Below are 24,278 nucleotides of genomic sequence, written 5' to 3' on the forward strand. Positions count from 1 at the left end.
CGGCGCAAGTTCTACGAAGCCAAAGAAACGGCACCGAAGGTGGCCGGTTGGTTCCTTCGGCACTTTCAAAACCTATACGAGTTGGAAGCCCAACTGCGTCAGTCGCGAGCCGGCCCCAGACGACGACATGCCGAGCGAGCCAGCTTGAGCCGATCCGTACTGCTCCGACTACACCGTGCCTTGGTGCGGTTAAAAACCGTGCGCCGTTACCTGCCCAAAAGCCTCATGGGCAGAGCGATCGACCACGCCCTCAATCAATGGCCCGCGCTCTTGGTCTTCCTCGAGGACGGCCGCCTGGAGATCGGTAGAGTCGAGGACAGGCGCGGTGGCAGTAGGAATGAGGGAGTCGCTGTTGCCGGCGGTTTTCACCATAGTGCCGGTGCCTCATTCTCATCCGTGGCTCCGTTTCCTGTCCCCGCTCCTCGAACCGGACGTGCAGATTTACCGCATCCGGCTCTCATCTCCGAATTCCCAGCTTTCGCTTTCGACTGGTCTACGCGGCTCCGTGGCAAGCGATATAGGCCAAGCCTCTCATAAAGATACTCGTCCGGGTATTGGCGATACCCAGTGCCTCGCTGCTGTCGTCGCCGCATCAACCATCTGCGCAAACGTCGGTCAGTGTAGTTCTGCAACCACAGGTAGATTCTGATCACCGGGCCTTGATTGAAGTACCCGGCCCACCCGCGGAGTTTTTCATTGAGCACCTTCACCCGAGTCTCGGGTTCGGATGCGTTCCACTGACTGCTGGTTTGCTCGTGGATTTCCCCCATGATCCGTAGGATCGCCTTCTTGGATGGCCGTGTACCGATGTATGGCTTGCCTCCTTGGCCGTAGAAGCCTCCGATAGTGTAACCGAGAAAGTCGAATGACTCTCCCGGCACGCGCACCACTTTGGTCTTCTGCTCGTTGACCGTGAGACCGATCTTCCCCATGACTCGCGTCATGGCTTTGCGAGCGTCGTTCCCGTTACCGGGACGACAGCAAATCACAAAGTCATCGGCGTAGTTCACGATCACCGAATCGAACGCCTGCTCATAGCCCAGTTGTTTCCAGGCCAGAACGAAGCGCCGGAAGTAGACATTGGCCAGCAGCGGAGAGATGACACCGCCTTGCGGCGTGCCTCTCCCAGCATCCTTGGCCGGTGTGGATCGTACCAGGCGCCCATCGGGCGTGCATTCTTCCACGGGAGCCTCCAGCCACCGGGCGATGACCGACAGCACTTGGCCATCGGCAATTCGGCGACTGAGACTTTTCATCAGCGCTCCATGTGGGACGGTGTTGAAGTAATCGCTCAGGTCTGCATCGACGACTTCCTGGCGGCCTTTCTGTCTGACTTGATAGTAGACAAGACGGACCGCCGTCTTGGCGTCCCGACCCGGACGAAACCCCATCTGCTCCTCGCAGAGATCAGTTTCGAATATCGGGCCGAGCACCATCACCGTCGCCATCTGAACCACACGATCACGCACTGTCGGTATCCCGAGCGGGCGCTGTCCTCCGTTGCTTTTGGGTATCCATACCCGAAGAAGGGGCTGCGTTCGATATTGCTTCGTGCGCAACTCCTCTTGCAGTTTTCCAAGCCACGCATCCAACCCTGCGGCCTCAATCTGCTCGAACGTTTCCCCATCCACTCCGGCACTTCCGCCATTGCGGCGGCAGCGCCGGTAAGCTTCCACGAGGAAATCTCCCCGGCAGACCTTGTCCCAAAGGCTGTAAAAGCGGTAGCTCGGTTCCGTCTTGGCTTTTGCTTGTAGTGAACTCTGTAGCTTCCGAACCGATTCAGAAGTTCTTAGATGTTTGACATCAATCTTCATGGCTCTTGCGACTTTGTTGCACTCTTCTGAGATCAGGGGTCCTTCCCTCCACCCGCGTTACCGGGCTTCATCGGTACTACAACCCCATCCGTCATCTGTGATGGCCGATCCTTTCCCTCGCGGGTTGATCGTTGTACCGACGGCAGCCAGCCACCGGCACACCTTCACAGACTTCCCTTGTTGCGTCTTCGGACACTTTCATGCATGCCGTCATCACTACCCCGGTGGAACGAGCCGAGGCGATTCGCTCTACCTCGGTTCGCGGCGGCCTTCCCCGTTATTGTGGCGGGTCGGCTTCCACGACGACATTTCGGGGCCTGCTCGATGTTCACTGCGCGTTACGGCCTGCATGGTTCGCTGGACCGCTTTGCACGGCCCTTTTCTGGTAGTACTTCAATTCATTTGTTACCTCCTGAATCGCTCCCAGTGCTTCGGGCTGGAGCGAAGTTGCCCGCCGGGATTGGAACCCGGATTCTGAAGACGCCTTTGGCAAGGCGTACACAACAACCTGGTCGAAAACGCCATCCGCCCCACCGCGATCGGTAAAAAGAATTGGCTGTTCTTTGGCGAGGCTGCCGCCGGTGAGCGCAGCGCCATCCTCTACACGATCATCGAATCTTGCCGGCGTCGGGGTATCGATCCTTTCGCCTACCTGCGGGACGTCTTCACTCGGCTGCCCTCCATGACCAACTGGCAGATCAAGGACATCACTCCGGAAGCTTGGGCGAAGCACCGAACCCCTTCCGTTCAACGTGCAGTAGCGTAGATGTCATAGGCCTACGCCTATGACGTCTACGACTTGAAACCAGAATCTACGATAGCCCTGTCAAGAGGCGCGGCAGCGGACGCTTACATGTCATCGACGCCGATGGTCTGACATCGATGGCCATCTCCGCTAGAGGTGCTTCAGTGGACGCTTACGCATGGAGCTACGGACACCGCTTACTTCCCTTCACGGGCGCACCATAGGCCTTCGGCTATGACATCTACGTTCAGAAATCAGAGCCTACGAGAGCCCTGTCAATAGGCGCGCCAGCGGACGCTTACCTTTATTTTGTGTGCGCCGCGGGTGGGCTGAGATGTTTGTCGGCAAAATCCATGTAACAGCCCCAGTCGTATTCGGTGAGGTTGTGTTTGCCGGTGCGGAGGTGATAGCCGATCTGTCCGCCCTGCATCGGCATGTCGGGTTGCGGCATGACCGAATCGGCGAGGCCCTTGAGTCCGAACAACGCGAAGACCGGGCCCGCATGGACCGCGGCGAGGAACTCACTTTTGGGATCCGCCCAGGTGTCTTCCGACGCGCTCCCAATGCAGAGCGGACGCGGCGCGATGAGCGCGTCGAGCATGTGTTGATCCAGCGGCAGCTCGTCTTCGCGATCGGCAAAGGTTTTGTAGGTATCGTTGAACCAGTGCGGAAATCCGCGATTGATGTCGCGGATATGCTCGCCCTGTTTGCCGCGTGCGAGGGCCGCGCCGGTGCAACCGGAATCGTTGCTCACGACCATGGCGAAGCGTTCATCCTCGGCGCCGGCCCAAAGCGCGGTCTTGCCGCCGCGCGAGTGTCCGACGACCGCCACGCGCTGGCCATCGATCCCCGGATCGGTCACGAGATAATCGAGTGCGCGGCTCGCGCCCCACGCCCACGCAGCGATGGCGCCCCAAGCGTCGGCGGGCCGGGGTTGCTGGTCGTAGATGGCGAAGACACCGCTCTTGAAGCCATCGTATTTATCGTGCACCACGTCGCCATTGAAGAACGCCGCGGCGGCGTAACCGCGTGCGACAATTTGCTCGGCGGGCCAGAACGGGCTTTTCACCGCGCGGGTCGGATCGATGTTTTCCGCCGCCGGCCGATTGCAGATGAGGAGAAAGCACGGCACCGGTTGCTTAATGCCGTTCGGGATGAAGAGCACGAGATGGATCGCACCCTCGCCACCCGGCCCGTGGTAACTGATCTTGATTTGTTTGCGCGTCGCTTTGCCATCCATTGCGTCGCTGGCGGAGTCGAAGGTTTCAAACTTCAAATCGGCAGGCTTTCCGACCGGAGCGCGCCCGTAGACGTATTTGCGAAAAAGCTCGAGCACTTCCGGACGCCGCGTCGTTTGCCAGGCCGCCGCGCTGGTCACGCGTTCGCCGTTTTGCGTCACGAGCGGATCGGGGAGCTGAAGCTCAGCGGCATGGACGGTCACCACGGTCGTGGCGATCAGCGGCAAAATCCGGCGCAACAGCAAAAGCATGGTGATCATGGCAAATTCCTATTCCAGAAAACACGCCGCCGGGCGACTTCGTAGGATATTTGTGGGAGTCTTGGGTGAGCCGACGTTGAGAGTCACCCGCTCCCACGGCGGTTTTCCAATTTGCGGGCGCCGGTGATGGGCATCGTTTCGCTTGTCCATCGCAGCGCCCAAGGGCCCTGATGCGTGCGGTGCGGTGGAAGCAGCAACTTACTTCGAAGGATCCTCTTCTTCGCCGGCGAGGTCGCCGCAAGCAGGAGCGGTCTTCGGCGTTTGGCCCGCGTGGAGTTGGGTTTGGCTGCCCGGCCCCCATAGCGGCCGGGCGTTTTGCGCGTGCCACTCGGACAGGAGGGTCGAGAGGCGGGCCACCTTTTCCGGATTCTGCGCCGCCAGATCACTCTTTTCACCGATGTCGACGGCCAGGTCGAAGAGTTGCGGCGAGCCCTTCTTGGGCACGACCAGCTTGAGGTCGCGGTCGGCGACGGCTGCGCCGAAGCCGGGAAACTCCCAGAAGAGCGTGGCGTGGGTGGGTTGCCTGGCGTTGCCTTCCAGCACGGGCAGCATGTCCACGCTGTCCAGTGGGTGCGAGGTTTCCGGCTTCGTGCCCGCCAGCGCGCAGGCCGTGGCGAAAACATCGAGCGAGGTGACGGGCAACTCGCACACGCTGCCGGCTGGGATGTGGCCGGGATAAACCGCGAAGAAAGGCACACGGATGCCACCCTCGTAGAGTGAACCCTTGTGATCACGCAGCGGCGTGTTGTCGTAATACGGATGGTTCGCGCCCCCGTTGTCCGAGAAGAAGACGATGAAGGTGTCTTTCTCCATACCGTTCTCTTTGAGCGCAGCGCGCACCTTACCGACCGATGCGTCCATCGAGGTGATCTGGGCGGCGTAGGTACGGCGGTCTTTGCTTTCCAAGGTCGCGGGCATCGTGTCCACCAGATCCTTGGGCGCCTGGGTGGGGGTGTGCGGCGCGTTGAAGGCCAGGTAGAGGAACAGCGGTTGATCCGGGCGCTTCGTGTGCGACTCGCGGATGATGCGCACGGCGTCGGCGCCGAACGCGTCGGTTAGATAACCGGGCACCGCTTCACCCACCGGGCCATTGCGCTCGATGCGGGCTTTGTAACTTTGGTCGCCCACTGCTCTCTCCTCAGGATGGTTCACGAAGTAATCATGTCCGCCAGTGATGATGCCGAAGAACTCATCGAACCCGCGCTCGTAGGGCCGGCAGCCGTCCTGCAAACCCAGGTGCCACTTGCCGACCATGGCCGTGTAATAACCGGCCTTGGCCAGCACCTGTGGCAGGAGCGTCTCGTTGGAAGGCAGGTGAGCGATTGGCAGGGCGGCCTCGGCGACGATGTTATTGTGATGGCCGAATCTTTCCTGGTAGCGCCCGGTCATGAGACCGGCACGCGAAGGGCTGCAGACCGGCGCGGTAACGTAACCGCGCGTGCAGCGTACGCCGCTCTTTGCGAGCGCGTCGAGGTTGGGCGTGAGGATGTCCTTCGAGCCTTGGAAACTGGCGTCGGCGTAGCCCTGGTCGTCCGAGACGATGACGATGATGTTCGGCCGCTTGGTCGGTGTATCGTCGGCGCGAACTGAGGAGGAGGCGAGGCTGAGGGCGGCGACGCTGGTGAAGGCTTTTCGTAAGAGAGACATGAGAAAGGGATCTATGAGAGTCATCCAAACCCCGGTTTCCGGAAATCGTCGTGTAGCGAGAATTCGCTACGAAAACTGTCGCACCGTGCTAATGCGACAGTCAAAGCCGTTGGATGGATGCTCACTGCCCGGTGCTCTCTAAAATCAGGATCAAGCCGCCATCCGGCGGCAACGTGATCGGCTTTCCGACTTCGAACTGGGCGGCTTTTTGGAAACCCGGGATTTCCGGCGCATGGAGTTTGGCCTTCGCGGGATCGATGCCCAAAGCGGCGAAATCGATTTCTGGCGAAATGTGCGTTTCCTCCTTCGACCAACTGGCGATTGCGAACGCGGCTTGTTTGCCGTGGTGAACATAAGCGGTCACCCGGATGGCGGGGTTGCCGATTTTCACCGGGCAATTGGGCGTCCAATAGCCGAGCATTTCGGCGTCCTTGATTTTGAAGGAATCCCACCAACCCCACAGTCCACGCGGGTCCGCAGGGGTCCAGCCGTAGCGGTGGCTGAGTCCGTAAACCATTCCTTTGGAAACGCTGGCGTGCGATTGCAGCAATTCTCCCGGAACGCCGAAGGGAATTCCGGAAATCGCCACGAACCAATAATCGGGATCGCGGGAATAGTCGGCGCCTTCGCCGAACCACAGGCTGTCGATGCACGAGAGCTGCGGCATTACTTCCGCCGGCGAGCCGTGATAATCGATCAAGGCATTGGGCTTCGTCCGGACCAGCGCCTTGCGCACGCGGAGGAACGACGCGCGGTCGAAGGTGATGCCATCCAGATAAAGGCCATCGAGCCCCGCATTTACCTCCAGCCACTTCAGCCCTTCGATGTAAAAGTTCGACCACCGGGAAGCGCCGCTGATTTGCACGGAGCCATCCTGATACTGGCGTTTGCTGTCCATGAGCGAATGCCACCGCGTGTGGTAATCACTGACCAGGTGCTCGCACATCCACGACTGTCCCGTCAGCGGATGTTCCGTCAGCGCCTTGAACTGATATTCCAGCGGAAGCTGCGACATTTCCTCGTAACCGATGTGCTCCGGAGACGGGGACAGGATTTCATCGCCCAGACTGCGCAAGGCCCACAGTTCCGGCGCGCGATTGCTCAACTCTCGGATCGTGTAGTAGGCCTTGAAGAGCCCACCGGCTCCGTGAATTTTATCCGCCACCTGGCGCAATTGGGGCGCGTTGAGGAAGGGATAATTGATGTAGGGGTTCAGGAGGTTTCCCTGATGCAGCGTAAAAATGGTGGCGTGTGAATCATCCCATTTATTGAGATGCGGCACCTTCCCGTAAGAAGGCTGGTCGTATTTCCAATCCCAATGCTGCTTGGGCAGCGGCTTGATGGGCGTGACGTAAAGATCGTATTCGAACGATTTGGGAACATTCTTCGAAATTTCCAGCGAACCCGTTTCGACGGACAATGCGTAGGTCCCGTTCTGGTGTTCCACCCGCAACTGGCCCTTTCCGAGGTTGACCCAATTGGCGCGATCATCGGGCAGGCACAGCGCGAGGCCTGCATTGTAGTCGCCGATCCACGTCGTTTTGTGTTTCTCGAGCCCGCCTTGATAGCTTTCCGGGCACTTCGAGGTCAGCGGCTTTTGGGCTCCCGATCCCAGGATGAATGTCGCGACGTCCGCCGAAATGGGGATCGTTAGCTTCACCGTATCGAGGGTGATATCCGCGTCGGAGGTGAGTGTCACTTTGCCGTGAATCACACCGTCCATTTCCACCGCCGTGTCGACTTCCTCTCGCAGGCCGCCATGCGTGGCGCTGGCCGTGAAGCGCACCACGCCGGGATCCTTCTCGACGCACTTCGCCGTGCTCGATTCGAGCGGCACCGGGGTTCTGTCCTTCACGACGTCAAAATGCACCGGGCTGCTCAGGATCGCCCGCCCCGTATCGCCAATCGCGAACATGTCGATGTGACTGGTGGCCTGACGTGGAAAGCCATCCGCCGCCAGCTCGATATCGCGTCCCAACACGTGCACCGTTTGCCCATCGACGGTAACCGGAGGAAAGGGCGCGCAGACATCGTTGTCGATTTCCGTCCGCGAATTGAGCCACCGCAGGCGGCTCAAACGCCAGGCGTCGCCGTCGCCGTGGTCAGCGAGCGACTTGTCTTCGACGGTGATCCGCAGATGCACCTCTTGCGGCGCCACGTCATCGGCCGAAACCGTCACGGTCCCTTCATACACACCGGGCTGCGCGGATTTCGGAATATCGAGGCCGAACCAAAGCGGTTGTACCCTGTCTTCCGCCACATGGACCGTCTTGGTGAAAGCTTTGCCATACTGGTCCACGCCTCCCATGTTGAAACAGGTGAACGCTTCCATCGGAATCACGGCGCCCTCCTTCGAACGCAACTCCGTGAAAGCCGTTTTCAAATGCGGCAACGTCCCCTTGAAGGCATACACGCCGATCTGGAAAACGTAGTACTCGTTCTTCTGCGCGGTGTCCGCGAATTCATCCAGTTCCTTCACGTCCCGAATCGCCCACCGGTAGGGGATCTGGTCGGTCATGCGGATCGGGTAGCGGCGATTCTCCGGGAAAAGAATGAATGGCCGGAACCGGCATCGATCTCGAAGCTGCGTGCGCTCCGCAAACGTCGAGATCACCTCCATCGGATAAAAGCTGTTCCAGTCATCCGCCGTCGCGTCTTTGAGCGACTGAAATTCCACCAGCTCCGCGGAGGGAAGCTTGCGCCAACTGCCTCCCAGCACCGGATCCTGCCCGTATCTCCTCACGGGCAATGTCCGAAGGTCATCCGTCGTGAGCTTGTTTTTGGCCAACCACTCTGCGCTGGCGGTTTGAGTGGGCGTGGGGTAGCGCGTGATGGGGAAAGAGCTGCGGGGCCACTGGAAGGCATTACCGTCGTTCACCGGAGGCAGGTAATACAAAAAATACTGGCCCGGCCCCTCGGTGGGTTGGAACGCAACCTCCCCGTACTCTTTGTTGCAAGTGACGATCACACGATTGGCGATGACTTTTCCGGACTTCGCATCCACGACGAGAATGTTCTTCCCCTCGGGATGCGCATCGCGCCGCCGCCAAGGCAGGTAAGCCAGCACTGCGTCTCCGGCTTCCTTTACTTCCACCACCGCGCGATGGTTGCCATAGATCGGGTTCCATTCATCAGTCCCGAACTTCGCGATGCCCCGCGGGACGCGATCTTCCGGCCCTCTAAAAAGCGTGTCCGCTCCGAATGAAAGATTCTCCGTGCAAGTGAGAACGGTCAGGAGAAGCGAGAACGAAACGAGCCGTGAATGCATGCTGTTTGGAAAAGGTTGAAAATGAGGATTGGCGTTGGGTTGCTGGCCGAGACGTTGTTTACAACGGCGACGAGAGGAGAGCGAGGTGGAGGGGATGGGAGCGAATCAAATGTCTGTTCCTGAAATCTGACTTTGATTCGCGTGGTCCGCGCCTTCTATTTTTCCTTTTGAGGAGGCCTCGGGGCCATCGCGGTGGAGAGAATCGTGCGCTCCTTTGGCCGGCTGGCTTTCAACTGGATAGGCGGAAGCCCGATCGGCAACCGCGTTTGCTTGAAGGCACACGTCAGCGAGCCAGGTGAAATCTCTGCTCTGAGATAGGGTGTTGTTCTCGGATTGGTCTTCCATCGGTCTGTCTCCTATTCAGCTCCCGGATAAAGTTTGAGGGCCTGCGTTTGCGACGAAGAGCGCAAATCCACTCGCGAGCAAGGCAATCAGCCTCGGCCGGCCACGGCGGGATGTGGATCTCTGCCGGGAGAGTGCAGGTGAAGACGAGGGACGCATCGTCTAATCAATGGCGGAAATTCGGATCTCCTGCCTGTAGCGAAAACTCGCTACACGCGGAAAGGTACCTCGCCCGGAGTCGACTCATGAAGCTGAAGCCGAGCCAGGGCTTGTAGCGAGTTTTCGTCACATGACAAACCGGGGACAAAGTCATGGAATGGATGCGGATTTTTACTGAAATCCATTCGATCTGGGTGGGCAAAATTTCCCAGCACAGGTCGAGCCCACCTCCACCCCCCTCGACAATGAAACTCGCTCCTTTCGCAGCGTTTACCAAGGCTAGGTATGCCTTCTCGTCTCATCCGTTTACAATCCCCTCATTCCACTGGGACGTGTGGAATGGTCACCCATTCGTCGCAATGACGAAACGATGGAGTACGGTTGTTCATGCATTCGCGATCCTGTTCGTGTTCGCTTTGGGGAACGGGGGTTTGGTCCACGCCCAGCAGGATCTGGAAACTTCGGTTCCCGCAAATTGGACGGCTAACACCGGGACCTTGTCCATTTCCCCCAATCACTACAAGATAGGCTCGCAGTCGTTGCGGTGGGACTGGACAGGCGGCGATGTCATTACCGTCAGTAATCCCGGCATCAATGCCGCGAATGTCCTGGCTTGGGGTCAGAACACCTGCAACTTCTGGGTCTGGAACGGCACAGCCATCCCGGGCGGCAAGTTGCACGTGGCGTTCATGAACGGCAACGTCGCGCAGTATTGGTTCGATTTCTATGTCGACTACACCGGTTGGCGGCGTGCGCTACGCAGCTACCGGTATGATATGGGGCACATCGCCAATGCCTCGACGACTTTCAGCTCCGTGCAGATCTCTGCCCCGGCTTCGGGAAGCGGCACCTTCTATCTCGATGCGGTGACCTGGGTGGGGAGTGGCATTCAGCGAGTTCAAGATGCGCAGAACGTGGATACCACCGGTTACAATTCGAGTTCCCTCTGGTATTCCATGTACGGCAACGCTCCGGACATCGCGACCGACGCGCCCACCGCGGCCGAGCTTTCCGATCTCGCCACTTTGCGCAGTCGCTGGCTGGCCTCGGCCAAGGGCGGCTCTGCTCCGAGCGCGTCTTCGGTGACCTCGGCCCAGAATTCCTTTACCGCGATGAACATCGTCCAGGATGCCAACGGCGTCCGCGGCCAGGTCGTCAACGATCCGACGGCGATCGATGGCGCTGGTTGGCCGCTCACGCTGGCGAAAGACTACACTTGGGGCACCTCAACTGGAACGACGAGCGGCAACGATATGGTGCTGCTCGCCCAGCACTTCATGGATCAGGGGTTCGCGGCGAACAGCAATCTTGTTCCCGGCATCTGGTATAACTACGTCAATATTCCGCCGGCGTTGGTCCTGATGGCGCCCGCTTACGATTCAGCCACCAAGGCGCGGCTCTGGGATTATTTCCACTGGAACTTTTATACGCTGGGGGAACTCTGGACCACGAATTGGGAACAGAACTCTGACGACATCTACTGTGGTATCAATTCCATGCTGGGTGCGATCCTGTTCCTCACGCCCAACGACACCGAAGCCGTGCGCCAGCTCAAAGGACTCCAGCGCTGGTTGGAGCGCTGGCTCGTTGTCTCGCAAGGTTGCACCGGTGGCATCAAGCCCGATGGCCTCAGCTTCCATCACAACTCCCATTACAATGCCTACATGTATGCGTATAAGCCGTTGATTTCGGCGCTCTCCCAGTTGAGCGGGACTGGGTATCAAATCGATCAGCCCAGCTATGAGAGCCTACGCACGGCGGTATTCACCATGCTGCGCATGTCCGCTGACGCCTCGGGGACTAACACGGGCTACTTTGCCAACGCGCTGAGCGGCCGCGATACCTTCTCCACCACCGTCGCAGTGTCCATGTGGGATCTGCGTCCCCTCGGGCAGCTCGGTGGCGCGTTCTACGGACAAAGTGCCGATCCGGTCGTTGCCCGCTACTACAACCGTCGCTTCGGGACGAGTGGTTCCAATAGTTACTCGCTCTTCGTGCCCTACGGCGTGGAGAATGCCCCGGACGGCTTCTATCAATATAATTATAGCCCACTGGGGATCTATCGTCGTGCCGACTGGGTGGCATCCATGCGCGCACCGGAGCACTACTTCTGGTCCTCGGAAATCTTTGGCCCCCCGAACGCCGGCGCCAACATCTACGGCCGGTATCAATCCTACGGCGCGCTGGAAATCCTCTACAATGGCGGCATGGCCAATAGCGGGGAGCAGATCAATGGCTGGGATTGGAATCAGCCGCCCGGCACCACCACCATCGCGCTGCCGGACAGCAAGCTAGCCGCTCTGCTTACATATTACTCGGCGGACGAATACATCTACTCGCAGCTCAACTTCTCCGGCGCCCTTGCCTTCCACGACGGGCAGAGCGGCCTCTATGCCGCCAATTTCCAGGAGAGCAACGATGACGCGAATTCCAATACCACTCTCATGTGGCGCAAGTCGTGGTTCGCCTTTGGATCGGAAATCGTCTGCCTCGGCTCGAACATCGCCGACAACGACACCGCCGACCCAACCGTCACCACGCTGTTCCAGGGCGCCCTGGCCTCGCAATCCACGGCCGTTACGCTCGATGGCAATGCGCTGACCGCCTTCCCCTACAGCAGCACGGCCAGCGGGGCGAATGCGCACTGGCTGTTGGACGCCTATGGCACCGGCTACATCACGCAACCGGGTGCGGATATCAACATCAGCCGCGCCACCCAAAATTCTCAGGATCAATCGGGCAATGGCACGCTGACCACCGGTAACTTCGCCAAGGTCTGGCTCAACCACGGGATGGCGCCGAGCGGGGCCAGCTATGAATACTCCGTCTTCCCAAGCACAAATGCCACCGCCATGGCGTCAGCGGCCAGCCAGCACGGCAATCCGTCGACCAAGCCTTACCAGGTCATCGAGCAGGACAGTACTGCGCATGTGGTGAAATGGAATGCGACCGGCCAGGTCGGCTACGCCGTCTTCGCGACCACCGCATTGCCCGCCGGCACCCAAAGCGCCGGGTTGCTCAGCGCCGTCCAGCGCCCCTGCCTCGTCATGACGCAGCCGGGCACCAATAACGACGCCTGGATGAGCGTGGTCGATCCCGACCTGAATTTTACCAACTCCCAGTCGGGCTACGGTTTGCCTCCGGACGCCAGCGTGGCGCGCACGCTCGACATTACCGTCAACGGGCCTTGGATTCTCGACCCATCGGATACGAACATGAGTATCGTCGCGGCGACGGCGAACAGTACCACCGTGCGTGTCACCACACAGCATGGATTTGCGGTGCATGTGCATCTGCTCAGTGAGATGCCGGTGGCGGTGGCCGACAGTGCGACCACGCCGGGAGATACCGCGGTGACCATTCCGGTGCTAGCCAATGATAGCGACCCGGGCGACAGTGCGCTCACCCTGCAATCCGTGACTCAAGGCGCGAATGGCATGGTAGCGATCTCCGGATCCAATGTGATTTACACGCCCGCGAGGTATTGGAATGGCACGGATAGCTTTACTTACACGATCGCCAACAGCGTGGGCGCGACCGCGACGGCGACCGTCACGGTGACCGTTACGCCGGTGAATCACCCGCCGTATTTCGCGGTCAGCCCGATCAACAAACCCAACGCCACGCAAGGCAGCGCCTATTCGCAAACGCTCGCCGGCACGGCGGCCGATCACGATGCGGGGGACACGCAGACTTATTCCAGAGTGAGTGGGCCTGCCTGGCTGAGCGTGGCGGCCGATGGCACGCTTTCCGGCACGCCGGCGAGTACGGATGTGGGGAACAACTCGTGGACAGTCCAGGTGACGGATAGCCAGGGCGCCACCGCCAATGCGACGCTGAATCTTTTTGTCGACGGCGTGTTGCCTGCGGGCGTGACGTCCGGAGATATCGGCAGTGTAGGAGTTTCAGGAAGTGCGGGGCAGAGCGGGGGGACCTATACGGTAAACGGCTCGGGAGCGGATATCTGGGGCCCTGCGGATGCTTTCCAATTCGTATCCCAGACGCTGAGTGGCGACGGTGAAATTCGCGCCCGTGTTACTTCGCAGACGAACACGAACCCGTGGGCGAAAGCGGGTGTGATGCTCCGTGAAACGACGGCCGCAGGCTCGGCGCACGCGATGATCGTGACGACGCCTGGCAATGGCTTCGCCTTCCAGTATCGCGCCACCACCGGCGGAGCGAGCGCCACCGTGTCGGGCCCGGCCCTCAACGCCGCGCCGAACAATTGGGTGCGACTGACGCGCAGCGGCACCTTGATCACCGCCTATGTCTCGGCGGACGGCGCGACGTGGACCCAAGTGGGCACGGCGGTCATTAGCATGGCCTCCAGCATCAGCGCAGGAATGGCTGTGACCAGTCATGACAATACCACGGTCAGCACCGCGACCTTCGACAACCTGACGTTGACGCCATTCCCGGCGCCGTGGCAGACCGTCGATATCGGCACGCCGGGGATGCAAGGCAGCGCGGAGTATTTCAATTCCGTCTTCACGGTCAAAGGTGCGGGCAACCTGAGCGGCACCGCGGACAACTGCCGGTTTGTGTATCAGACGATGAGCGGGGATGGGCAGATCCAGGCGCGGATCACGGCGCCGCAAAACACGGGCACTAACACGCGAGTCGGAGTGATGATCCGCGACACGCTCACGACTGGCGCGGAGTTTGCCTTCATGGGTGTCGATGGAAGCAACACTTTCACCTGGCGGCGCCGCAGCTCGACCGGTGGCGGCACGGGTTCCTTTACCAAAGGCACTGGCACCCCGCCTAACATCTGGGTGCGGTTGGTTCGCACTGGCGGCAAACTCTACGGCTATGAGTCCACGGACGGGGCAACCTGGACGATTGTCGACACCATTAACATTGCCATGGGCACCAACGTCTATGTCGGCCTGGTCAATGCCAGCGGCGATCCGACGACGCTGAACACCACGGTCTTCGACAACGTGACGGTGGTGCCATGAAGAAGTACGCACTCACCGGTACCGGGGCCGCGGGCCTCATTCTAGCCCTCGTTTTGGTGATCCAAAGATCGGCTGACGAGACTGTCGATCGATCGAAAGGGGAGCGCATCGTAACCCCGTCCGCCTCGCGGGGGCTTGAGCCGGCACCCGTGGTGGCGGTCGCCGACCGGGAGGAAAACGGGCGGACTCCCATCGCTCCCGCTAAGGTGCCTTCGCCCGTGGCATTGCCACCGGAAGATCCCATCCGTCGGCTTCTTCAGGATGTGGCCGCGGGCCGGCTGGTCCTCGATACCAACGAGGAGGAATTTGGCACGCTGGATCTTTCCCGGTCGGACGTCGTTCCGGTGATCGTCCGGTTGTGGGCGCAGAAGCATTGGGCGGAAGCTGCCCAGTGGGCACAGGCACTCCCAGAATCCGACGTAAAGTCTGCGGCGCTCCGGCAACTCGCCGTGTTGCTGACGCCGTTCGATCCCTCGGCGGCCAGGCAATGGATTGATACCTTGAAAGCCGGACCTTCGCGGGACGCCGCGGTGGAATCGATGTCGACGCAGTTTGCGTCGGCGTATCCCGAACAGGCCCTGCAACTCGCGGAAGAGCTGCCTCAGGGAGACATTCGCGACCAGACGTTGACCCACATTCTTTCCCAATGGGGCGCGCAAGACCCCTCGGTGGCGGTGGCGAGCGCTCGCACCATCGAGGACCCCGCATTGCGATCCCGTGCTCTCGCGGCGGTGGCCACGGCGTGGGCGGCGAGCGATCCCGCGGGCGCCGGCACGTTCGCCGTGCAGGAAATCGATGACGAGGCGGCCCAGACCCGCGCGGTGGTTTCCATCGTCCAGCGTTGGGCGCGAAAAGATCCGGCTACAGCCGCGGCGTGGGTGCAGCAGTTTGAGCCGGGAGACCTCTCGAACAACACCGTGGAGCAACTCGTTGCCCAATGGTCCCTGCAGGATGCGGAAGCGCCTCGTCGCTGGCTCATCACCCTGCCGGATGCGGCTACGCGCGATGCCGGCCTGGCCAGCCTCGCTCGCACGCTAGCCCAGTCTCAACCCGCGCAAGCAGCGCAATGCGCCGCGCTCATCATCGACCCTTCCCGCCGCCAGGCTTGCCTCGCCGTCTTGGGAAATCGCTAGAGCCGTTTTGATGCGGTGAGCCGTAGCGAGTGGAGCGGAGAAACAGGAGCGGGATCGAAGCACCTCCCGCGTCCGCGGGTTCTCGCGCGGAGCAGTTGCGTTTTCGCTTGGGCAAGTGCCGTGCCACGTGAATGTCGCCCATTCTCGCGACAGGCGGCAAACGACTCGTGCGCGTAAATTTGCGCAAACCCCCACCCACGAACCTCCCCCATACGCTTCCTCCTCCTGTGGCCAACAACACCAACGTTGACGAACTGCTGATCCAGAACTGTTCCGATTGTGGAGCGCCTGTGGATGTTACTAATGTCGAACCCCTGTCCGCAGTGGTGTGCCCCGTCTGTGGTGCCCCCGCGACGGTGAGCTCGATGATCGACCATTTTCAACTCGTCGACATGCTCGGTCACGGTGGCATGGGCGCGGTTTACAAGGCGTACGATACCTCGCTGGGGCGCATGGTGGCGCTGAAGCTCTTGCGCAAAAGCAGCGGCACCGCAGAGCAGATCCAACAACTGGAGACGGAAGCGGCGATTACCGCGTCGATCAATCATCCGCACGTCGTGCGGGTATTCAGCACGGGGATGGATCACGGCCGTTTCTACATCGCCATGGAGTTGGTAGAGAAGGGCCCGCTGGACAAGCTGATCGAATTGCAGGGACGCGTGGCCGAAGCACAGGCGCTGGAGGTGGGCATGCAGATCGCCAGTGGGTTACACGCGGCGCAGGAGGCCGGTCTAATTCACCGCGACATCAAGCCGGGCAACATTCTTTTCGCGGATGCGCATACGGCAAAGATCGTGGACTTCGGGCTGGCGATTTTCGCTGAAGATGAGGCGAAAGTGCGCGGGGAAATCTGGGGTACACCCTACTACGTCGCCCCCGAGAAGCTCGACCAAAAGCCCGAAGACTTCCGCAGCGATATCTATTCGCTTGGCGCCACGCTTTTCCATGCGCTCGCGGGGCGGCCGCCATTCGAGGCGGAGAATGCGTCGATGGTGGCGTTGAAGCACTTGAAGAGCCAGGCGGTGAGCTTGCAGACCTTCGCTCCGCAGGTCTCGAGCAACACCAACTACGTCATCAACCGGATGCTGAGCAAGGATCCCGATCAGCGGTACCAAAGCTACGGGGAACTCATCGAGCACTTCGAATACGCCTTGAATGAGTTGCAGGCCGGTCGTGGCAGGGTGCAGGAAAAGCGTGTGGTGCTGGAGTCCGAGCGAGAGAAAAAGGCGATGGGTTGGCTGACGTTTGCGATGATCGTGTTCGTGCTGCTGATCGGAACGGGCGTGCTTCTCCGAAATCGGATTCTCTCCGGCCCGTCGGAAGAGGAAGCGAAAAAGGGGAGCGCGCTCGTAGCCGACGGTGTGGACAAGCTGGTGGGAGCCAAATCGACGGACGCGGTGACATCACTGGCGGCATTGGCCGCGCAAAAGCCCGAGCAACCCTGGCTGAACTGGGCGGATATGTTGACCGGCCTCGCGCAGTTCATGGCCGGGAATCGTCCGGAGGGCATCGCTGCCTTTCAGCGGGTGGAGCAACGCGGTCCGTATTCGAAGAAAGACGCGGACAAAGGGTTGGCTGACTTTTTCGTCGAGACCGCCCAGCAGATGACGAGCGAGCATGTCATCGATCCGAAGACGACGAATCGGTCGGGGGGAGTAGGGCAGGCCGCGTTTCTGTTTTATGGAATGAAGGATTGGCAAGCTGGCGCTATCGATGAGGCGGCGGACTTCTTTCGGCGTTTTCGCCAGGCGGAATTCTCCGGGCCCGATGCGTGGTTGGATAGCCTCAAGCCGTTGGCGACCGATTACGTGGTCGATTACACCGCATATCAAATGGCGTCGGACGCCTGGAAGACGGCGAAAACGCCCGACCAAAAGCGCAATGCGGTAAAGGCGCTTAAGGCGGTGCGAGGCAGGCTTGCCGGGAAAGCGCAGGAACTGGCCGTGAGCGCTGCGACCGATGCGACCAGACTCGAGAAAGAACGTGCGGTGCTGCTGGTCCAAGGCAGGATCCCGGACGATCGCTATAAGCTGACGAATCGCAAGACGGGCAAGGCCATTGACGTGGAAGGGCGTTCGCACGACGACGGCCACAAGGTGCTTCTCTGGGGCTACACCAATGGCGGCAACCAGCAGTGGCACATTATCCCCCAAGACAACGGCTCCTACATGCTGGTAAATATTGAAAGCGGAAAGGCGCTTAGCCTGCCGACCAATCCCAACGCGTTGAATCCGCGCTCCATCCCCACGCCCAAGCCGGTGACCGACGATGGCACGCAGGCGCAGCAGTCCAACGTCAACAAAAGCGCGGCCTGGCAGCAGTGGAAGATCGAGAAAGTGGACAACAACTATTTCAAGCTGATTTCGCAACATGACGGCAAGGCGCTGACGGCCAAAGCTCCGGGCAACGGCGCCGCACTCATCCAGACCCCGATCAGTGCCGTCCAGGAGCAGCAGTGGAAGATAGAGGCACCGTAGGCTAAGTGCACGGATGGAAGGCCACAAAAGGCACAAAAAGCACAGAGGCCGATTTTTGCCACGGGCTAATGTTTCACCCAATCGGTGTCGGGTTGAATGAGGCAGCAGTAGCGTCGTGTCATGTAGCGAGAACTCGCTACAAAAACCGCCCTTGTATGCGATAGGATAACGTCTTGCCTATTGCTGATGCTGTTTCCCCTCCGTCATCTGCTGGTCGCCTTCTGCGCTTTTGGAACCGGCGCGCTCGCGGCGGAGCCGATTCGATTGGAGCCGGTGGAAGCGACCACTGCGGCCGATGCGCGGTTTGCAGAGGCGGTCGATGGAGTGGAGACCGCGGATAACGGCTGGATGGTCCCGCAGTCCACGCCGCAAAGCGGTGTCTTTCGCTGTGTTCCGCCGATGGCAGCAGGGCGGGTCCGGTTCTCGTTGGTCTTCGGCAGCGGTCAAAAAGACTCCTGCTTTGGCGAGTTCTCGATTTCGGTGACGACCGACCGCAATCCTTCGTTGGCAGGTCACTGGCAATTGGTCTTCCCAACCTCTTTTAGTGCCAATCAAGGCTGGCTCGACCGGGCCTACCCGCACCTCCATTTCGTGGATCATCCTGGCAAGACGACAGCGCGGGTCGGGGGGATCCTGCCAGACGATGGCGTGACCGGAATTCGCGTCGAGGTGTGGCCATCACCGATGGGCCCGGCCAGCAATGCGATTCTAACCGAACTGCGCATGGAACGAATGCCGTTCGGGACCACCAACATCGCCTTGGGGTGTCCGGTGACGGCCAGTCACGCACTTCCGGAGAAACAGTACGCCGAATCCCTCACCGATGGACTGATCGGCAGTTACGCCCATCCCGCGAATTCCAGGCTCGGGCGGGATTTTTATTTCGAAATCGATCTGCGTCGAACTCGCGATCTCGATCACATCTCTCTCCGCGGCCGTGCGCAAAGCGGGACCGGTGGCCAGTTCACTCATTTGCATCTGCAGCTTTTCGACGAGGAACCGGAGTCGGACGCGGGGCCCGTGTGGGAGGGAAAGGTCCGGGAGACCGCGCCCGAAGCGGAGCCGGGGACGGCGGCCGTGGTGCGCAGTGCGGATGGCCAGGGGACATTTCGTGGCCGCTATTTGCGAATTTTCAGCACGAGCGTGGCGCCCTATTCGCCGCAAATCGCGGAGGTGGAGGTGTACGAATCCCTAGTTCCTTCCGGTGTTCAGGTGCGGTCCAATGACCGTCTGGTGACGGGCCTGCCGGCGGTGCGCATCCCGGCCGGCGCAAACTGGCTCGCTTTCACCCTCGAAGAGCCGCCCTTGCGCGACGGTATGACACTCGGAAAGCGGTTGCGGATCGTTGGTGGACCCGACGGGTGGATCGCGCCGAATTGGCACGGGGCGGTCGAAACCCGTGGGCTGCCCCCGGGGGAATATCTTATCGAGGCGCAACTGCGGCACAGCGATTTCGAGTGGAATAGCGCCTCCTTGCGCATCCCGCTCATCGTCCTCGCGCCGTGGTGGAAAAATCCCTGGGCACAATTGACCGTGGCGCTGGCCGCCGTGGCCAGCGCCGCGCTGCTGGCCTGGCACATTGCCCGTCGCCGTGTCGCCTGGCAATTGGCGGAGTTGGAGCGAAGCCAGGAGCTTTCTCAGGAACGCCGCCGCATCGCCCGCGACATGCACGACGTGGTCGGCGCCCGGTTGACACAACTCACCGTGATGCACGAGCTCTTCGCCGCGCAGGAAACGCTGTCCTGGAAAACTCGCGAACGACTCGAGGAGTTGACCACCACGGCGCGCGACGCGGTCGGCGCGCTCGACGAAGCTGTCTGGGCCATTAACCCGCGAAACGACACGCTGCAAAATATCGCGGACTACCTTTGCCACGCGGCCAGCAGTTATCTTTCTCCACTCGATATCCGCCTCCGGCAGCACGCGCCGGAGGCGTGGCCGGAGCGCGAGGTCGGGGCGCAAAAGAGGCACCAGCTTCTGCTCGCCTTCAAGGAAGCATTGCAAAACATTGTCAAGCATGCGGGCGCCAACCTCGTGACCCTCACCCTCCGTTTTGAAGATCCCGTGATGGTCATCTGCCTCGATGACAATGGCTGCGGGTTACCGCCGGATGCCGCCGGACCGGAAAAAGACGGCCTCGAAAACATGCGCACCCGCCTCGCTGCAGTGGGCGGAAGCTGTGTCGCGCAAACTCGGGCCGAAGGCGGCACGAGAGTCGAATTTCGTCTGCCGGTTTAAGCCCTCCCTGATCATGTCCATCCGCATTGCCCTCGTCGAAGACGACCAACCGTTTGCGCGCACCCTGCAACGTTACTTTGCGCTGACTTCCGCCGTCACGTGCGACGTCGTCTTTCCCAATGCGGAAGAAGCTTTGCGGAAAATTCCCAAGCTCGCCCCTGAGCTTTTGTTGGTGGACATCAATCTGCCGAAAATGAACGGCATCGAGTTCGTCGGACAGATCGTGCAGCGCTGCCCGGGCATGCTCTGCCTGATGCTGACGATGTACGAAGAAAGCCCGCTCATCTTCGAGGCGCTCAAGGCGGGGGCCTGCGGCTATCTGCTCAAGCGCACGCCACCGCAGGAAATCGTGACCGCGATCGAAGAGGCGAAGGCCGGTGGTTCGCCGATGACGCCGCAGATTGCCCGGCATGTCGTCAACTTCTTTCAAAAGCAGCCAGTGCCTCCGCCGGCCGCGCCGGTCGAGGCGGGGCTCGCGGGCCGCGAAGTGGAAGTGCTCGGTCTTCTCGCGCAGGGCTACCTCTACAAGGAGATCGGCGAAAGCCTTGGAATATCCACGCACACGGTGAACAGCCACATCCGGCGCATTTACGAGAAGTTGCACGTCCGTTCGCGGAGCCAGGCGGTGGCGAAGTATCGCGGGCTAATCGAATAGGTTAAATTCGGGGGTATGTAGCGAATTCTCGCTACATGACGGGATCGCGCACAGACGGCATTCTCCCGCCGCACTGAGACGCGCCCGCTTGGACGCCGACGTGCGTCGTTCCTTCACCATCCAACCCCCTTGAAGCGCTCACCCCACTGCCATTCGTTCCGCAACTGCTTGAAGATCATGAAAACTCCCGGTGCTCGCAGACTTCTCATTACGTCGATTCTCACGGTGCCGATCTGGGTCGCGGCGGTCGCCGCGCTGAACTTCGGGGCCGAGGCCGCGACGACCCTCACTTGGGATAGCAACACCGGGACTTCCGGCGCGCAGGATGGCAGTGGCACATGGAATGCCGGTGGCACGACGTGGTGGAATGGCACAACCGATGTCGCGACCGCCAGCGATCTCACCACGAACATCGCCTTGTTTGGCAATGCCGGGACTCTCTCCAGTGTCGCCACTGTCAACGTGGGCACGCAGAGCATCAATGGCCTCCTATTTGGCGCGACCACGACGAACGGCTATACGCTGACCAATACCGCGGCCAGCACCCTCACCATCGGCAACGGAGGGATCACGATGAACAGTGGGGCGCAGGCGACCACGGTGGGTGATCCCACCAATCTCTCAATTGCCTTGGGCGCCGCCCAGACGTGGACGAACAACAGCGGCAATTTGTTGATGGTGGGCGGTAACGTGACCAACAGCACTTTCTTGCTGACGATTGCGGGCAGCGGTGCAGTCAGCATCTCCGGAAATATCGGCAGCGGCACCGGGGGATTGACCCAGAAAGGCACGGGGACCACGACCCTCTCCGGTGCGAATACCTACACCGGCGCCACCACGGTCAACGCCGGTACCCTCCAGGTTGGGAACGGCACTTCGGGGAGCATTGCCAGCACCTCGCCCCTGGCCTTGGGCGGTGGCACGTTCTCCGTTCTCGGCAATACCACGGGGACAACCAGTCAGACGGTGGCCAGCCTCGCGGTCAACGCGGGCGCGTCGGCCATCGTCGTCAATGCCAACGGCGGCAGCGGCACGACCCTGAATGTCAAAGCCATCGCGCGCTCTGTCGGCGGGACCATCGATTTCAGCGGCACCGGCGGCACGATTACCTCCACCGCCAATACCACCGGCGGCATCCTCGGTGGGTATGCCACCTTTAACGGCAATACCTGGGCGGTGGCCAACGGCGCAAGCGCCATCACCGGTCTCGCCTCCTACGTTAACGATACCTGGGCCTCCGGAAACAATACCACGGTCACTCTGGCCTCGAATACCGCCTACAACAACGTCACGACCAACAGCCTTCGCTTCAATGCCAACGCGGCGAGCACGGTGACACTCAGTGGAACCAATGTCATCACCACGGGCGGTATCCTCGTCACGAGCGCGGTGGGCAGTGGCAACCTTTCCACGATCACCGGCGGCACGCTGGAAGGAGCCTCGGGCAAGGATTTGGTGGCCATCGTCAATAATGCCGGAGGCCTCAGCATCGGATCGATCATCGCCAATAACACCACGGCTACCGGCCTCACCGTGAGCGGCCCGGGAACATTGACCCTCACCGCCGCCAACACCTTTACCGGTGCCACCACAGTCAATGGCACGCTCAACCTTTCCAATACCCTGGCCCTGCAAAACAGTACGCTATCTGTGGGCGCAGCGGGCAGCGTCGTCTTCGACTCCTCTGTCAGCACTCATGCTTTCACGGTAGCTGGCCTTGGGGGTGGCAATATCAACCTGATGGACAACGCAGGGACCCCCAACGCCGTCGCTCTGACGGTGGGTGCCAACAACGTCAACTCGAGCTCGTCCGGCGTGATCAGCGGGGGCGGCAGCCTGATTAAGACCGGCACTGGCACGCTGACGCTCAGCGGGGCGAATACTTTCACAGGCGGTATCACGGTCAGCGGTGGCCTCCTGTCCAATGGTTCAGGCGCCGCCACCACCAACAGTCTCGGCACTGGGCCCATCACCGTCCAGAACGGGGGAACGCTCAATTTCAATTCGTCGCGCAGTCTGCCGGTGCTTGGGGCGCTCACGATCAATGGTGCCGGTGCCAGCGGGCAGCCTGGGGCTCTGGTTGCCGGTGGCGGTCTCTCATTTGCCAGTTTTAGTTTCACGTCGATTACCCTCGGGTCCGATTCGACGATCGGGGCGTACTCCAACGGCAACGGTGTGACCGTTGGCGGAACGGTCAACCTCGGGGCCTTCACCCTCACTCTCAATCCGAATGCTTTTGCTGGCGCCATTTCGCTCCCCGGCGTCATTTCCGGAACGGGTGGTCTGACCCTGAATGGCAGCGGCGACGCGACGCATCTCGCGAGCACCGCGACCGCGACCTTGTCCGGTGCCAACAACTACACCGGAGCGACCACGGTTACTGTGGGTACGCTCGTGGCGGGGAAGGCGACGGTCGGCGGAGCCTCGCCCATCTCCGGGGCCTTTGGCGTGAATTCGACGACCACCGTGAACACGGGCGCGACCCTCGATCTTCACGGCTTCGTTGAAACTCTTGGTTCCATCAGTGGCGGCGGCACGATCACCAGCGCCGCTGCGGGAACGCCCACCCTGACGATCGGCGGGGACAACACCAGCCCGACTTTCTCGGGTGTCATCCAGAACGGTACCGCGACCAGCGTCGCACTGACCAAGATCGGTAGCGGCACCCAGACCCTCTCGGGCGCCAATACTTACACCGGTGCGACCACCGTCAGCGCGGGAACCCTCGTGGTTAGCGGTTCGCTCAATGGCACCGCCAATGTGAACGTGGCCTCCGGCGCGACGCTCGCTTCGGGTGCGACGGGATCGATCACCGCCGCGACCGCGGGCAATATCATTGTCAACGGCACGCTGGCGCCGGGCGGTCTCGGCTCCGTGGGCACCTTGACCCTGGCGCTCGGCGCGGGCTCACTGAGCTTCGCTTCGGGTTCGACACTGGCCCTGGACATCAGCGGCACGAACTCCGGCGAGGTCGCCTTTTCCTCGACCGGTGACTGGCTGCTCGGCAGCGACAACCTGACGCTCAGCCTCAGCGGACTCACTCCTGCCGACTACGGGAACACTTACACCGTCTTCCACAACGTCACGACCAGTGGCTTCAACCTCGCCGGCATCACCGGTTACGATACGGCCGACTACCTCGCCAATTTCAATCAGGTGGGCAGCGACTATCAGCTTTCCTTCACGGCCATTCCCGAGCCGAGTGCGTTTGCATCGCTCTTTGGCGGACTCGGACTTTTGGTGGCCTGGCGTCGCCGCAACCGTCAGCGCCGTGCGTAAAAGCTTTTCAAATTTGGCGCGCTAAACGGGGGCGCCAAAAACACAGAACGGCAGTGCATCGG

At 60.8% G+C, this 24,278-nt stretch carries 11 protein-coding genes and 2 pseudogenes; 8 read left to right on the forward strand and 5 right to left on the reverse strand.

Annotated elements, in window-relative coordinates:
• Positions 1–39: 39 nt before the first annotated feature.
• Positions 40–243: pseudogene (locus CFE428DRAFT_RS35505) on the forward strand (IS66 family transposase); the annotation flags it as partial.
• On the opposite strand, the gene CFE428DRAFT_RS39625 reads toward CFE428DRAFT_RS35505, so the two are convergent.
• The gene (locus CFE428DRAFT_RS39625) at positions 190–372 is read right to left on the reverse strand and encodes a hypothetical protein (protein ID WP_006978970.1); all 183 of its coding nucleotides are present in this window, start codon (positions 370–372) and stop codon (positions 190–192) included. The pseudogene CFE428DRAFT_RS35505 and the gene CFE428DRAFT_RS39625 sit on opposite strands and share 54 nt — an antisense overlap.
• Positions 366–1,814, reverse strand: a complete 1,449-nt coding sequence (ltrA, locus tag CFE428DRAFT_RS07880) for a group II intron reverse transcriptase/maturase (RefSeq protein WP_006978971.1) — start codon at positions 1,812–1,814, stop codon at positions 366–368. Before ltrA ends, CFE428DRAFT_RS39625 begins: the two co-directional genes overlap by 7 nt.
• 496 nt (positions 1,815–2,310) lie before the next feature.
• Between ltrA and CFE428DRAFT_RS35510 the strand changes: the two are divergent.
• Positions 2,311–2,580: pseudogene (locus CFE428DRAFT_RS35510) on the forward strand (transposase domain-containing protein); the annotation flags it as partial.
• A gap of 283 nt (positions 2,581–2,863) precedes the next feature.
• Here the strand turns inward: CFE428DRAFT_RS35510 and CFE428DRAFT_RS07890 are convergent.
• The 3 genes from CFE428DRAFT_RS07890 to CFE428DRAFT_RS07900 all read right to left on the reverse strand — a co-directional run bounded on the left by CFE428DRAFT_RS07890 (position 2,864) and on the right by CFE428DRAFT_RS07900 (position 8,972).
• A complete protein-coding gene (locus CFE428DRAFT_RS07890; RefSeq protein WP_006978972.1) occupies positions 2,864–4,057 on the reverse strand; it encodes a glucuronyl esterase domain-containing protein in 1,194 nt (397 codons plus the stop codon).
• A gap of 198 nt (positions 4,058–4,255) precedes the next feature.
• Positions 4,256–5,704, reverse strand: coding sequence for a sulfatase-like hydrolase/transferase (locus tag CFE428DRAFT_RS07895; RefSeq protein ID WP_042724644.1), 1,449 nt, complete (start codon positions 5,702–5,704; stop codon positions 4,256–4,258).
• A 121-nt stretch (positions 5,705–5,825) separates the two neighbouring features.
• Positions 5,826–8,972: a glycoside hydrolase domain-containing protein gene (locus CFE428DRAFT_RS07900; protein WP_006978974.1), complete on the reverse strand. Its 3,147-nt coding sequence runs from the start codon at positions 8,970–8,972 to the stop codon at positions 5,826–5,828.
• 860 nt (positions 8,973–9,832) lie between these two features.
• On the opposite strand from CFE428DRAFT_RS07900, the gene CFE428DRAFT_RS07905 reads away from it, so the two are divergent.
• From CFE428DRAFT_RS07905 to CFE428DRAFT_RS07930, 6 genes are all read left to right on the forward strand, one after another.
• Entirely contained in the window at positions 9,833–14,434 is a 4,602-nt protein-coding gene (locus CFE428DRAFT_RS07905) for a polysaccharide lyase family 8 super-sandwich domain-containing protein (protein WP_006978975.1), read from the forward strand.
• A complete protein-coding gene (locus tag CFE428DRAFT_RS07910) occupies positions 14,431–15,567 on the forward strand; it encodes a hypothetical protein (RefSeq protein ID WP_006978976.1) in 1,137 nt (378 codons plus the stop codon). The genes CFE428DRAFT_RS07905 and CFE428DRAFT_RS07910 overlap by 4 nt, the downstream gene beginning before the upstream one ends.
• Before the next feature lie 365 nt (positions 15,568–15,932).
• Entirely contained in the window at positions 15,933–18,044 is a 2,112-nt protein-coding gene (locus CFE428DRAFT_RS33235) for a serine/threonine protein kinase (protein WP_049975576.1), read from the forward strand.
• Between the two features lie 186 nt (positions 18,045–18,230).
• Complete coding sequence (locus tag CFE428DRAFT_RS07920) at positions 18,231–20,282, forward strand: ATP-binding protein (protein WP_006978978.1); 2,052 nt, start codon at positions 18,231–18,233, stop codon at positions 20,280–20,282.
• Between the two features lie 13 nt (positions 20,283–20,295).
• On the forward strand, positions 20,296–20,937 hold the full coding sequence (locus CFE428DRAFT_RS07925) for a response regulator transcription factor (protein ID WP_006978979.1): 642 nt from the start codon (positions 20,296–20,298) through the stop codon (positions 20,935–20,937).
• 177 nt (positions 20,938–21,114) lie between these two features.
• Complete coding sequence (locus CFE428DRAFT_RS07930) at positions 21,115–24,216, forward strand: beta strand repeat-containing protein (protein ID WP_006978980.1); 3,102 nt, start codon at positions 21,115–21,117, stop codon at positions 24,214–24,216.
• The last annotated feature ends 62 nt before the right edge of the window (positions 24,217–24,278 follow it).

Source organism: Chthoniobacter flavus Ellin428, assembly GCF_000173075.1.
In the GTDB taxonomy this organism is placed as follows: Bacteria; Verrucomicrobiota; Verrucomicrobiia; order Chthoniobacterales; family Chthoniobacteraceae; genus Chthoniobacter; species Chthoniobacter flavus.

Bases quoted from the DNA above. Each gene is read 5' to 3' on its own strand.
- CFE428DRAFT_RS39625 (WP_006978970.1), bottom strand. From the start codon at position 372: ATGGTGAAAACCGCCGGCAACAGCGACTCCCTCATTCCTACTGCCACC.
- ltrA (WP_006978971.1), bottom strand. From the start codon at position 1,814: ATGAAGATTGATGTCAAACATCTAAGAACTTCTGAATCGGTTCGGAAG.
- CFE428DRAFT_RS07890 (WP_006978972.1), bottom strand. From the start codon at position 4,057: ATGATCACCATGCTTTTGCTGTTGCGCCGGATTTTGCCGCTGATCGCC.
- CFE428DRAFT_RS07895 (WP_042724644.1), bottom strand. From the start codon at position 5,704: ATGTCTCTCTTACGAAAAGCCTTCACCAGCGTCGCCGCCCTCAGCCTC.
- CFE428DRAFT_RS07900 (WP_006978974.1), bottom strand. From the start codon at position 8,972: ATGCATTCACGGCTCGTTTCGTTCTCGCTTCTCCTGACCGTTCTCACT.
- CFE428DRAFT_RS07905 (WP_006978975.1), top strand. From the start codon at position 9,833: ATGACGAAACGATGGAGTACGGTTGTTCATGCATTCGCGATCCTGTTC.
- CFE428DRAFT_RS07910 (WP_006978976.1), top strand. From the start codon at position 14,431: ATGAAGAAGTACGCACTCACCGGTACCGGGGCCGCGGGCCTCATTCTA.
- CFE428DRAFT_RS33235 (WP_049975576.1), top strand. From the start codon at position 15,933: ATGATCGACCATTTTCAACTCGTCGACATGCTCGGTCACGGTGGCATG.
- CFE428DRAFT_RS07920 (WP_006978978.1), top strand. From the start codon at position 18,231: ATGCTGTTTCCCCTCCGTCATCTGCTGGTCGCCTTCTGCGCTTTTGGA.
- CFE428DRAFT_RS07925 (WP_006978979.1), top strand. From the start codon at position 20,296: ATGTCCATCCGCATTGCCCTCGTCGAAGACGACCAACCGTTTGCGCGC.
- CFE428DRAFT_RS07930 (WP_006978980.1), top strand. From the start codon at position 21,115: ATGAAAACTCCCGGTGCTCGCAGACTTCTCATTACGTCGATTCTCACG.